Here is a 13,046-nt window from a genome sequence, read left to right as displayed (position 1 = left end):
GAACTTAACGTTTAGAAGCAGGTTTACTGCCTTTTGACTGGGTATTTTCTGTAGCTTCTTTTGCAAACTGGATAAGGCCTTCTCCATTGACAAATCCGACATGGTTTGCGAGTATCTGGCCCTTTTCATCAACGATCAGTAATGTTGGTAGTCCGTCGACCTGCCAGGTCTTTGCCAGCGCTATACCTTCTCCTTTTTCCACATCAACACTGAAATTGACAAAGTGTTTATTGAAATAAGCAGCTGCTTTAGGATCGTTAAAGGTTTGCTTGCGTAGCTCTTTACAAGGCGCACACCAGGTAGCGAAGGCGTCTATAAAGACTTTTTTGTGACTGGCTTTGGCTGTGGCCAATACCTCTTTATAGGTTTTAGAACTGAAACTGATTTCCTGCGGTGCTTTTTGTTGTGCAATGACCGGGGAAGAATAAGCGGATGTGATCAGTGCGAGGCTGAAGGCCAGCATAGCTGATCTGAATAATTTAATTTTCATGATGCTGATTAGTTAGATAATTGAACAGTTAGATCTTTTCTTACCGCGGAGATGCCCAGGTCAAGAAAATCGATGTATGCTTTAATGTCTAAATTGAAGGCTCTTGGTTCGGCGGTTGGTTTGCCGTCCGGGTCCAGTAATACATAAAAGGGCTGTGCATTTGTGTTAAAACGTTCCTGCTGGAGATCGCTCCATTTCTGTCCGATTGTATTGATGGACTTTGATGAAACTTTAGACACGTACTTTTCTGTATTGCTGAGTGACGTACGATCATCCACATAGAGGGAGATCAGGACGTAATCTTCTTTCAGACGTTTTAATACCTCCGGATCAGACCAGACGGCAGCTTCCATTTTCCTGCAGTTGGTACAACTCCAGCCGGTGAAATCAAGAAGGACTGGTTTATGCATTTTTTTGGCATATGCCATTCCTTCATCGTAATCGTAGAAAGCGTCGATGTTCTCCGGTGCATGGAACAGACCTGCATATTTATGAGTGGAGCTTCCTGCCGGTTTATCAGATGTCGCGGCGCCTAGTGTGAATTGCTGCGTTTGTTGCGGAGGCAGCCATCCGCTGATGCCTTTGAGAGGCGCCCCAAAGAGGCCGGGGATGAGGTAAACGGTAAATGCCAGCGCGAGCATGGAAAGTAATAACCGGGGGATTGAGAGGGTCTTTACTTCAGTATCATGACTCAGTCTGATCTTACCCAAGAGATAAAAGGCCAGCACACCAAAAATGATGATCCAGATGACAAGGAACAGGTCACGGCTCAGCAAACCCCAATGATAGGCCAGATCCACATTGGTCAGATATTTAAAAGCCAGTGCCAGTTCGAGCAGTCCAAGTGTAACTTTTACGGAGTTTAACCAGCCACCTGATTTAGGTAAGCTTTTCAGCCATGATGGGAAGATGGCAAACAAGGTAAATGGTAAAGCGAGGGCCAGTGAGAAGCCAAACATACCGGTAGCTGGGCCCAGATAGCTGCCCTTGCTTACCGCTTCGACAAGTAGTGTACCTATCAGCGGACCGGTGCAGGAAAATGATACCAGCGCCAGCGCAAAGGCCATAAAGAATAATCCGATCCAACCACCTTTTCCGGATTGCTGATCGATCCTGTTCACGAATACGGAAGGAAGTGTGATCTCGAATGCGCCAAGGAAAGACAAGGCGAATACTACCAGAATGGTAAAGAACAGCAGATTAAATACAGCACTACTGGATGCTTCATTCAGTGCGGATGCGCCGAAGATGGCGGTAATCAGCAAACCTAATCCCACATAGATCACAATGATAGAGCAACCATAGATGATTGCTGCACGGATCCCCTGTCGGCGTGTTTTCGACTGTTTGGTAAAGAAGGATACTGTTAATGGCACCATCGGATAAATACATGGGAGGAAGAATGCAGCAAGGCCACCTAAAAAGCCAGCGAGGAATATAGATAAGATGGAGCTGCTGCTATCACTAACCGGACTTTGTTTATCAGGAGTCGAATTGTCTTTTTGCACCTGTGCGGTGCTGCCTGCAACACTTACAGTAGGATCGACCGCTACTTCAAAGTCGACATCTGTGGGAGGAAGACATTTCTGACCGCTACACACCATATAATGCACCTGGCCTTTAATACGTGCGGCAGGGTCTGTATATGTTACCAGCTGTTTAAACGTTACGCTTTTCTCATGATAGAGGATGGTCATTTCAAAAGTCGAATCATAACCACTTGTAGCAGCCGGAATTTCGGTAACACTGTCTACCAGATGGTAGCTTTCTGTGTTGGTAAACTGGAAAGAGGTGGGAACAGGTCCGCCTTCTTTCAGGAACTGCGAGTATAAATGCCAGCCATCATCGATCTGGGCGGTGGCACTGATCTCTACTTTGTTTTCACCTGCAGGTGAGGCTTTAAAGGTCCAGTGGACCGGGTTGTCAATCTGGGCGAACGCTGCAAAATGCAGCAGACAACCAATGAGTATTAATAGCTTTTTCATGTCTTATTGTATTACGGTGTAGTCTGCACCTTAGTGATGCAACAAAAGTGACCAAATTCCTGTCCACCGATTTTCACTTTAGTTAAAATCAGTGAGATAAGTCAATGCATGACAATTTCGTGAAGGAGGTAGAGGGACAAATATTGCTGTAGAAGAAAAAAAACTGTCGATTTTAACCAAAGTGAAAATTCCCCTGCATAATTCCCCGGAGCTTTGAGAAAAATCAGACATCATTTATTTAATCATTCAGATCATGAAAATGAATATTAAGAAAGTATCGATCGTTGCCATGCTGGCCATCGGGTGCAGCTTCTTTGTTGCTGCTCCGGCTGCAAAAGCACAGACAACTCAGGAACAACATACACTGGCGAAAGGAGAGGATGTACCCGAATTTTCACTGAAGGACCAGGACGGAAAGACTTTTAACCTGGCAGATGTGCTCGGGAAGAAGAAACTTGTAATCTTCTTTTATCCAAAAGATGAAAGTCCTGTTTGTACCAAAGAAGCGTGTGCTTTCAGAGATGCTTATGAGAAGTATAAAGATGCTGATGCAATGGTCATCGGTATTAACAATGGTACTGTGGAAAGTCACAAAGCGTTTGCGAAAAAGAATCACCTGCCATTTACACTGCTGAGTGACCCGGATAATGTTGTTTTAAACAAGTTTGGTGTTAAGGAGCAGGATTTTGGTAACAACGTAAAGGTGAGTGGTCGTGAGACCTTTGTGATTGGCCTGGATGGCACGATCGTTTACAGCTTCCGCGATTTCATGAAAGGCGATGAACATGCTCAGCAGGTGTTAAATTACCTGTCGGGTAAGTAGTCGTAATTTGTTGTCCTTGTGTAGCGCCGGTAAGTTTTTACTTAACCGGCGCTTTTATTTGAGATTGCTTTTAAGACAGAACGCTTCAGGCCTTTAAACCTGAAGCGTTCTTTTATTGCAGGACTATTTATTAAAAAAGAAGTTCATTAAACCTTCTCGTCCGTCTTCAAATGTGTCCCTCCAGTCGTCATCATCATCGAGTGCTTCTCTTGACAAAGTTAAAGAAGAGTGAATGGGCTCGTAATCTGAATAGTCATACTTCGACCAGATTGCTTTTATCTCTTTGAAATATTTTTCAATCAGCTCTTCTGCATCAACATCATCGCCGAAAGCGATCAGATAAGCCGCCCAGTCATAAATTTCTGCTTTTCTTCCCAGTTTATCTGCTTCGCGAATGAGGTATATTCCCAGATCATAGGAATACATATTTTCCAGGACTGCTTCCCCTTTTCTCAATGGAGAGCCAAAATCAATGTAAATCTGCTTGTCTTTAGGATTAAGATAGGCTACAACCGGATTAGTACGTCTGTGCCATTTTTGTGTAATATCCTGGTAGATAAACGTAGTTCCAGTTTTAGTCAGCAGTTCTTCGAAGTAGGCTTCGTTCCCTTTATAGTCGGGGTGCTCAGTATAGTCGATTGTTTTTGTATAGCCGGTCTTAAGCAGGATAGGCATTACCCTGAAATTGGTAAACGAACAATCAAATTGCTCCTGTATAGCGTACAGATTCCCGATCAGTTGATTTTTCTTTTCGTCGGTCGTGTCTATTTTATCAACCAGTTTGATAGATTCTTCTACCAGGCTTTCAAATTCCCACATTGACATAGTTAAATAGTTTTATTATAGAAAAATGGATTTGGTGGTATATATATGTTTAATGGAGTGCGCTTGTGTATTTCAAATTGACATGGTTATTTTCAGGGTTTAATTGCGAGGCAATATACGGTTTATTCATCAGGTGATTCATTCTGCTTGATCTTGTCCTGAAAAATATAGATGATGCCTATGACAATCAGGGACAGCGTACCAACAACCTCTAAGAAAAGGTCAGAATGTCCGTGTGATCTGTATTTTTTGTAGAGAAGGATAAGTTCCAGCATAGTTTGAAAGTGTTGTGTGTTTTTAATTTGGTTATGGTATGGATAAATGAATGTGTAGCATCTTTTGTAGCGGCTTTGTTATTACCTGCAATAAGGGGGCTTTTTGCAGGCGCTTTTCTCCGCCTGTCAGATCTTAATAAGAAGAACCAATGTTTTATTGATAGGGAGTACATTATGGCCTTATAAAGTGATAGTAGACAGGTGTGGCTGAGGGGCTTTCAGCAATGCTAACTGGAATGCGTAAACTTTAGCTGAAGTATTTTAAAAAGTCCTGACAGCGGTTAGATATCATTGAATCGCACATAAAAAAACGCTGTCTCAATTTAAATGAGATAGCGTTTTCCTTGTGAAAATTATTTATTAGCTACAATGCTTTTAATGCTGACATTAAAGCATCTGCCTGTTCTTTAGTTTTAATGATCTTATTTAATGATGATCTGCGGCGTGCAGATGTTTTAACCTTAATAGGTCTTTCAACAGCACGAGCTTTTTCAATTAAGCTCCTGACTTTATCTTCCACTTTCTTGTCTTTCATGATATTGAAGTTACTATTTTTTGACAGAGTTGGCAAATTGCTAATTTTTTTCCTTTATTAGATTGAAAATAAAATAGTTATACATGAAATCTACATGGCGGGGACTACTATCTGTTATTCTTACCAGCGCTGGCATAATATCATGAAAATCAAAAGGATTCTCGTATTGATATTTCCCAAATCTGGTAATTCTGACATAGTATTTTAGAGCGCCTATACTAAAATAGCTGGTTAAATAATCAAAATTGTTCAATATAAACCGATAATACAAAAATGCACGAGAGTTATCAGATCCGTCAATCCCAAGATAGTGATCAGGATGAATTGTTAAATATGCCTGAGCGTGTAAAAGAATTGTTGAGAAGACTTTTGAATAGTCTTTGTGTTTTAACTGCGCCCTATCATCAATTTCTCCATTAATGTCGGGAGGACCGAAAGCCAAATTATAAACGTTTGGCATTAATTCATGTGCCTCCGGACTTATTTCTACAATTAACTTCTTTTTAGTTCCATCTGAGAGTTCTGTTTCAAAACTCGCTGATGTCATTTCACTCGAAGCAATATCAATGTCGTAGACATTGTCAAAGTTTATCTTAACTGAAATAGCCATTATAGTTAAATTATTGAGAATAGTTGATGTCAGGAACAAACAAATGTGTGTAATTGCAAGTCCGATGATTTTTATACCAGGCAAGTACAATCACTTAAAGCAAAGGTCAAATATCCGTTATATACAATGCGTTAACTAACGGTTAATGGAAATGAAAATATTTAGTTAAATATGGAAGGGTAAGGATATGTGGTTATTAGTATGATACTATCAATTTTAGAAAGGTCAATCTATTTGTTAATGATGAGGAATTATAAATGTCTATAGGATATGCCTGCATTAGTTAGATGATCGGCTACATTCGAAGCTGATTTAGTTTTGTGTTTATTCGAAGATCCGGTATGTCCCTAATCCAATTAAACGAGGATTATATGGTGATATTGAAACTGGTGAAATCAGGAACGCTCCAGGTCTTTTAACTTAAAAGGCTTCATTCCATGACCCTGGGTATGGGAAACTCGAACCCAATTATTGATGAATTAATCACAGTCGATAAATGCCTCAGCCAACCATAAAACCTTAATTGTTTTCATGAATTTTCTATTAGACCGGTATAAAACAAGCAGATAGTTGTTTTAGTGATGATATATGGATTTCACGGAAAACAATGTATTTATCCACCATCATAAGGAGGCATAATTTAATTATTTTGTTATGAGCATATACGTTTCATAATTTGAAATAAACAAGAAAGATGCATGTTTTCTTTATCAGGATATTTCGTAATTAATTGTAAATGAATTAAATGGATTGCATAATAAAGCCCATCAAAAACCCCGGATTTTGTGTTAAGAAAAAGGAAGCCGAACAGCAATTCAAAATAGTAGCATCAGAACCCGTGTCCTCTTATATTGCTGGCATTACCGGTGGGGTAGAATGGACAAAGACACTTTCAAATAATTACATGCAGCAGCTATATTTTGCCTGACGCTATATAGCTGATACGCTATCAGCTTGTGGCATTACGATGGAAAAGTCAATTCGCGATGTGTCAACGCTGTTGCGGCTTATGTAGCTGATGTTGGAAAGTATTAATTCAGATTTATTTATATTACCCTTACCATCTATTTAGTATGGTAAGAGTGGTCCACAAATTTTATATGATGATCACATTACAGTCTCTGATTACTATGTTATTAACAGGAACGATTTTCTCCTGGTCAAATAAGTCGCCGGTAATACAACCTGCTGTCAAAGGTTTGTTTGTCTGGCACTATATGATCAGGCAAAAGCCATCTGAAAAATTCGTTGAGTTAATGGCTCCGGATAGCATATTTTATCATAATGGCTATGCCATTGAAAGTCTTATACGAATCAATGAGGTGCAGGATGCGGATGGTAAATTAACCAGCAACAACGTGCAAAATGGCTATCATGTCATTGATTTTAACAAAAGGCAATTTTTTAGATATGCATCCTTAACAGCACTACAAAATAGCCCTAAGGAAAACTGGTTACCAATTGAAGATAAAAAAATCGGTGTTCGATTTACCTATCCTTTCTATAACGGAGAAAAATTCGTTTCTAAGGATACCATTATGGATAACCGGCATTATCGGGTAATAAGTTTTATAAATAGCGGTGTACAGGCAAAAGGTGCAGCAGTAACTTTATATATGGAACCCAATCTGTCAAGCCCAATTCCATTCTACACAATTCAAAAGAATTTTAAAGGAAGGTTGAGTATGATATCTATAGTTGATAAACTTGGAGAGACAAGGATCGAACTGGAATATCAACAGGCAACTGCCGATTCGACTATATATAAAATTCTAAGCGAAATGCAGAAATCGGCATCGGAATAACAGAAGAAAACTTAAGGTGTCTGTTTAGTCAAGCCTATTCCAACCTATTATTTTTTTTCATACTCCTTTAACGGGGGGCGCTGTCATGACATTGCCCTGGATGATCTTGTCTTCAAAAAATCATGAGCGACAAAGTGAAAAGGAAAGCGCGAGGGGAAATAAACTAAACAGATTACGCAGGAATTTGTCGATTTAAGTGATTTGACTGGAGAGAAGTATTAAAGGCGGCAAAAGTTTGAGGTTGTACGATAGGGATATTAGTACTACAATTAAAGATTGAAAATGTGCGTATTGTGTTCAACACTCCGAAAACCAAAAACGCTCCAAGTCTTTCAACTTGAAGCGTTTAATTTTCCGTGACCCCTCAGGGACTCGAACCCTGGACCTACTGATTAAGAGTCAGTAGCTCTAACCAGCTGAGCTAAGGAGTCTTTCCATTCCCGACGAATCGGGCTGCAAATCTAACACCTTGTTTTCTATTTCACAAAACTTCTTTAACTTAAAAGAAAAAAATCGGGTGTTACACCCGGAAAAGGAGTTAAGGAAATGGAAACAGCATATATCGTAGCCGGCTTTAGAACCGCTGTGGGCAAGTCCAAGCGGGGCGGCTTTCGCTTTTACCGGCCTGATGACCTGGCCGTGGATGTAATTACCGGCTTATTGGCAAGTGTACCGCAGCTCGATCCTAAAAGGGTCGATGATCTGATCGTAGGTAACGCTGTTCCTGAAGCGGAGCAGGGTTTGCAGATCGGTCGTATGATCTCTGTACGTGCGCTGGGGATAGAGGTGCCAGGTATGACGGTGAACCGTTACTGCGCTTCCGGACTCGAAACCATTGCGATTGCAACAGCGAAGATCCAGTCAGGGATGGCGCATTGTATCATCGCTGGTGGTACGGAAAGTATGAGCCTTGTACCGGTAGCCGGCTGGAAAACTGTTCCGAATTATACAGTCGCTTCTACCACACCGGAATATTATCTGGGTATGGGATTGACAGCGGAAGCGGTTGCACGTGAGTATAACGTATCACGTGAGGACCAGGATACCTTTGCATATAACTCACATCAGAAAGCCCTGAAGGCGATCGAAAACGGATATTTTAAAGAAGGTATCTTGCCTATCAGTGTTAATGAGGTATATGTGGATGAAAAAGGCCGCAAACAGAACCGGACTTACACCGTTGATACAGACGAAGGTCCGCGTGCAGATACTTCTCCCGAAGCACTGGCAAAACTGAAACCTGTGTTTGCTGCCGGTGGTAGTGTGACCGCAGGTAACTCCTCTCAGACGTCTGATGGTGCGGCGTTTGTTGTGGTGATGAGTGAAACGATGGTGAAGGAGTTGGGGTTACAACCTATCGGCCGACTGGTAGCCTGTGCTTCCGCAGGTGTACATCCGCGTATCATGGGTATCGGACCTGTGGCTGCTGTGCCTAAAGCATTGCAGCAGATAGGTAAAACGCTGAATGATATTGATCTGGTGGAACTGAATGAGGCGTTTGCATCCCAGTCGGTAGCGGTCATCCGCGAACTCGGCATCGATCCTGAACTGGTGAATATCAATGGTGGCGCCATCGCATTGGGGCATCCGCTGGGTTGTACAGGTGCTAAACTTACGGTACAGATACTCAGTGACCTGAAACGCCTGAATAAGAAATATGGGGTTGTGACAGCCTGTGTAGGTGGCGGACAGGGAATTGCCGGTGTAATTGAAAGATTGTAAGAAGAGATAATACTTGTGTAAGGGTTGACTAACCAGATGGTAGTCAACCCTTTTCTTTTTTGAGTACTGCATTATAAATAAAATAATCGGCTTGAATTAAAGTTTTTATTAATTTGGATGCGCAAATGGGACCTGTGGAAATAGCCTACTTTACTTTAGTATCCCTATAAGAAGAATACACACAACACAACCATATCATAATATCTATGGATCGCAGACAATTCCTTACGCTTCCTGCAAATCGCCAGCAAGCAGCAGTCAAAGCGGAGAAAGCCGGCTTTCGTACTGAATCTGGTCTTACAGCATATACGGGAGAATTTGGTACTGCACAGGCAGTACACCTGCTGAAACGCGCGATGTTCGGTTCCACGCCTGAAGATATCGCATGGGCCAAAGGGCTCGGCATGGACGCAGCAGTAGATGCCCTCATTGATACAGTAAACACTGTAACAACACAGCCACTCAATACATATGGTGAAGATGAAACCGGTATCGCACCTGGCGCTACCTGGGTGAATTCTGCTCCCCCTCCGGAAGAAGGAGACCTGGACAGAATGCGCTGGTCATCTTATAAAGCCTGGTGGCTGAAAGTGATGATCGACCAGCCACGCAGCATTCAGGAGAAAATGGTGCTCTTCTGGCATAACCATTTCGTAACCGAAATGGATATGGTGAATGACTCCCGCTATATCTACAAGTACAATACAATGCTGCGGGCAAACGCCACCGGCAACTTTAAAGTACTGACTAAAGCCGTTACCCTCGATCCGGCAATGCTCAGATACCTGAACGGTTATCTGAACGGTAAGGAAAGTCCTGATGAAAACTATGGCCGCGAACTGCACGAGCTGTTCACCGTAGGTAAAGGACCTGATTCCGCCTATACGGAAGAGGACGTACGTGCGACCGCACAGGTGCTCACAGGGTACAGGATCAATCCTGTTACCATGGAGTCTTACTTTGAGTCTACCCAGCACGTTATTACCAATAAAGAGTTTTCAAGTTTCTATAATACCCGTAAGATCACAGGTAAGACAGGTGCAGCTGGTGCTACCGAACTGGATGACCTGCTGGATATCATTTTTGATCAGCAGGAAGTATCCAAATTCATCAGCCGTAAAATATACCGTTTCTTCGTATACTACGTGATCGATGAAGCAGTGGAACAGAATGTGATTACGCCAATGGCGCAGATCCTGCGTGATAATAACTACGAACTGAAGCCAGCACTGAAAGCCCTGTTTAAAAGTGAGCACTTCTTCGATCCGCTGAATATGTCAGCATTGATCAAGAGCCCGGTAGAGTTTGCCGTAGGTATGGCACGCGAATTCGGTATAGAATTCCCGACCGAATATATGGCTGCGCATGAATCACTGGATGCCATCCGTAACCACTGCGCAAATATGCTGCAGGACCTGGGAGATCCTCCACAGGTAGCTGGTTGGGAAGCTTATCACCAGGCGCCTCAGTACCACGAGATCTGGATCAACACCGATACGCTGCCTAAGCGTAACATGATGAGTGACTCCATGATCAGCACCGGCGGTTTTGGTAATGTGAAGATCGATCCCCTGGCATTCACCGCAAAGCTCTCCGATCCTTCCAACCCGGTTACTTTGATCCAGGACGCACTGGATATCTTATACCGTATCGAATTATCTGACACATCAAAGGCAAAACTGAAGAATATCATCCTGCTCAGCGGCCAGAGTCCTGACAGTGACTACTACTGGACAGATGCATGGAACGCCTGGATCTCCAGTCCTACGCCTGCCAACCGTAGCATTGTGGAAAACCGTCTGCAAACGCTGTACAAGTACCTGATGAATTTGTCTGAATATCAATTAGCCTGATCTTAGAAAGACCTATAAACTATGAAACGCAGAGACTTTCTTAAATATACCGCTCCGGCAACGATCCTGCCGACCTTTATAAATGGCTTTGCCGTAAAGGCGTTCGCCGGCTCTTCGCTGCTGAACGCTTTACAGAAGTCTGCCGAAGATAATGACCACGTGCTGGTAATGATCCAGATGATCGGTGGTAATGATGGTCTGAATATGATCGTGCCACTGGATGTTTATGCAGACTATCAGGCCGCACGTACCAACATCGCTATCAAACAAGGTGAAGTATTGCCGCTGGCAAACAATATAAAAACCGGTTTTCACCCTGCAATGACCGGTTTGCAGGAACTGTACGAGAATGGTAAAGTGTGTGTGGTACAGAGCGTTGGTTACCCTTCTCCGGATTACTCCCACTTCCGCGCAATGGATATCTGGCTGAGTGGTTCCGATCAGAACCAGATCCTGGAAACAGGCTGGGCCGGCCGCTACCTGGAAACACAATATCCTGGTTTCCCTGACTCTTATGAAGGTTCAGATCCACTGGCCATCCAGATCGGTTCCCTGACCTCCCCGGTGTTCCAGGGCTCCGATGCTAATATGGCGGTTGCGATCTCCAGTTCTACTGACTTCTACAACCTGATCGAAGACATTACTGACCCTGTTCCAAACACCCACGCAGGTGTGGAACTGGAATATGTACGTCTGATCGCCAAACAATCCAACAGATTTGCTGATTCTATCAAAAAGGCCGCTGCGAACGTAACCTCCCAGAGCCCTTATCCTGACAACAGGCTGGCAGAACAGCTGAAAATAGTAGCCCGCCTGGTAGCAGGTGGTCTGAAAACCCGTGTGTACATGGTAACGCATGCATTCTTCGATACGCATGCCAATCAGGTACAGGCTGGTGATACCGGTAAAGGTGAACACGCAAGACTGTTAGGTCAGTTGTCCGACTCTATCAAGGCATTTATGGATGACCTGACCAAACTGAAAGCTTCCCGCCGTGTAGTAGGTATGACTTTCTCTGAGTTTGGCCGCCGTATCAAATCTAATGGTAGTATGGGTACCGACCACGGCGCCGCTGCTCCAATGATCATCTTCGGAGACTATGTGTTACAGGGTGTACTGGGTTCTTCCCCTGATATCCCGACACAGACCAACGTAAGTGATAACATGCCTATGCAGTACGATTTCCGCTCTGTATATGCATCACTGCTGGAACAATGGTTCTGTGTGGATAATATGACCCTGCAGACAGTTCTCTTCAAAGATTACCAGCGTCTTCCAATCGTTAGTGGTATCGCCTGTGGTACGCTGACAACGATCGACGATGTGAATAACGGTAGTAACAACCTGATTACCAATTATCCGAATCCGTTTGTCACTACGACTACCCTGAAGTACAAAACAAGGGGCGGACAGACCATGATTCAGATCTTTGATACCATGGGCCGACTGGTATCCACTCCGGTGAATAAAGTACAGGCAGCTGGTGAGTACACCATCACTTTTGATAGTGGTAAACTGGCAGCAGGTATCTTCTACGCCCGTATACAAAACGGTGTATATCAGAACGTAAGATCTATGCTGAAGGTGAAATATTAATAGTTATTACACTATATGTGAAAGTCCCATGGTGTTAAAGCCATGGGACTTTTGTTTTGTAAATATCCCAGCCAGCCATCAGCCATATGGATCTTTTATGGATATTAATGTTGTTTTCCCGTATTTGAGCAACGGTGTTGCATTTATTACCTATCTTTGTTCCCGTCAAACTCATGATCTGAAGCAGAAAGTTCTATACAGGATATTGGCCATCATGCTGTTGGGGGTATTTGCATTTAATACCACCCCAAGGGCCTTTATTCACCAGTTTTTCGAGCATCACGATACTGATGATGACGCGCCGGGTATCGTAAAACATGGCACCACACTCTCGGTAAAACACGTACACTGTGGATTTCTCCAGATAGATCCGGAGCCTTACGAACCTACCAGCATGTTCTACTATGTGCTGGTAAAAGAAGTTACCTGGCATTTCCCCCCACCGGTTATCCCGGTTATCAAACACATCCCCTACAGGACACTATCTCCCCGTGCGCCTCCGGCAGCAAGTTTTGTTTAGTTTAAGT

11 protein-coding genes and 1 tRNA gene are annotated in these 13,046 nt (G+C 43.1%); 6 read left to right on the top strand and 6 right to left on the bottom strand.

What is annotated here, in order from left to right:
- Positions 1 to 4: 4 nt before the first annotated feature.
- Entirely contained in the window at positions 5 to 490 is a 486-nt protein-coding gene (locus BMZ72_RS21935) for a thioredoxin family protein (protein ID WP_089811854.1), read from the bottom strand.
- An 8-nt stretch (positions 491 to 498) separates the two neighbouring features.
- The gene (locus BMZ72_RS21930; RefSeq protein WP_089811853.1) at positions 499 to 2,475 is read right to left on the bottom strand and encodes a protein-disulfide reductase DsbD family protein; all 1,977 of its coding nucleotides are present in this window, start codon (positions 2,473 to 2,475) and stop codon (positions 499 to 501) included.
- 253 nt (positions 2,476 to 2,728) lie between these two features.
- Between BMZ72_RS21930 and BMZ72_RS21925 the strand changes: the two genes are divergently transcribed.
- Positions 2,729 to 3,298: a peroxiredoxin gene (locus BMZ72_RS21925; protein ID WP_089811852.1), complete on the top strand. Its 570-nt coding sequence runs from the start codon at positions 2,729 to 2,731 to the stop codon at positions 3,296 to 3,298.
- A 123-nt stretch (positions 3,299 to 3,421) separates the two neighbouring features.
- On the opposite strand, the gene BMZ72_RS21920 is transcribed toward BMZ72_RS21925, so the two are convergent.
- The 3 genes from BMZ72_RS21920 to BMZ72_RS21915 all read right to left on the bottom strand — a co-directional run bounded on the left by BMZ72_RS21920 (position 3,422) and on the right by BMZ72_RS21915 (position 5,543).
- Positions 3,422 to 4,123 carry a hypothetical protein gene (locus tag BMZ72_RS21920; protein ID WP_143087746.1) on the bottom strand — a complete coding sequence of 234 codons (702 nt, stop codon included), beginning with the start codon at positions 4,121 to 4,123 and terminating at the stop codon, positions 3,422 to 3,424.
- 639 nt (positions 4,124 to 4,762) lie between these two features.
- Positions 4,763 to 4,933 (bottom strand): hypothetical protein, encoded by a 171-nt coding sequence (locus BMZ72_RS36625; protein WP_177222885.1) that lies wholly within the window; start codon positions 4,931 to 4,933, stop codon positions 4,763 to 4,765.
- 40 nt (positions 4,934 to 4,973) lie between these two features.
- Entirely contained in the window at positions 4,974 to 5,543 is a 570-nt protein-coding gene (locus BMZ72_RS21915) for a DUF6934 family protein (RefSeq protein ID WP_089811850.1), read from the bottom strand.
- A gap of 1,103 nt (positions 5,544 to 6,646) precedes the next feature.
- Between BMZ72_RS21915 and BMZ72_RS21905 the strand changes: the two genes are divergently transcribed.
- The gene (locus BMZ72_RS21905) at positions 6,647 to 7,348 is read left to right on the top strand and encodes a hypothetical protein (protein ID WP_089811848.1); all 702 of its coding nucleotides are present in this window, start codon (positions 6,647 to 6,649) and stop codon (positions 7,346 to 7,348) included.
- A 357-nt stretch (positions 7,349 to 7,705) separates the two neighbouring features.
- Here BMZ72_RS21905 and BMZ72_RS21900 read toward each other — a convergent pair.
- Positions 7,706 to 7,779, bottom strand: a tRNA-Lys gene (locus tag BMZ72_RS21900).
- Between the two features lie 115 nt (positions 7,780 to 7,894).
- On the opposite strand from BMZ72_RS21900, the gene BMZ72_RS21895 reads away from it, so the two are divergent.
- The 4 genes from BMZ72_RS21895 to BMZ72_RS21880 all read left to right on the top strand — a co-directional run bounded on the left by BMZ72_RS21895 (position 7,895) and on the right by BMZ72_RS21880 (position 13,039).
- Positions 7,895 to 9,070, top strand: coding sequence for a thiolase family protein (locus BMZ72_RS21895; RefSeq protein WP_089811847.1), 1,176 nt, complete (start codon positions 7,895 to 7,897; stop codon positions 9,068 to 9,070).
- A gap of 206 nt (positions 9,071 to 9,276) precedes the next feature.
- The gene (locus BMZ72_RS21890; RefSeq protein WP_089811846.1) at positions 9,277 to 10,923 is read left to right on the top strand and encodes a DUF1800 domain-containing protein; all 1,647 of its coding nucleotides are present in this window, start codon (positions 9,277 to 9,279) and stop codon (positions 10,921 to 10,923) included.
- 21 nt (positions 10,924 to 10,944) lie between these two features.
- The gene (locus BMZ72_RS21885) at positions 10,945 to 12,519 is read left to right on the top strand and encodes a DUF1501 domain-containing protein (protein WP_089811845.1); all 1,575 of its coding nucleotides are present in this window, start codon (positions 10,945 to 10,947) and stop codon (positions 12,517 to 12,519) included.
- A 97-nt stretch (positions 12,520 to 12,616) separates the two neighbouring features.
- The gene (locus tag BMZ72_RS21880; protein ID WP_143087745.1) at positions 12,617 to 13,039 is read left to right on the top strand and encodes a hypothetical protein; all 423 of its coding nucleotides are present in this window, start codon (positions 12,617 to 12,619) and stop codon (positions 13,037 to 13,039) included.
- The last annotated feature ends 7 nt before the right edge of the window (positions 13,040 to 13,046 follow it).

It is taken from the genome of Chitinophaga sp. YR627, from assembly GCF_900114995.1.
Lineage (GTDB): Bacteria > Bacteroidota > Bacteroidia > Chitinophagales > Chitinophagaceae > Chitinophaga.
The sequence above is the reverse complement of the archived record's forward strand: the minus strand, read 5'-3'. Positions and strand labels throughout refer to the sequence as shown.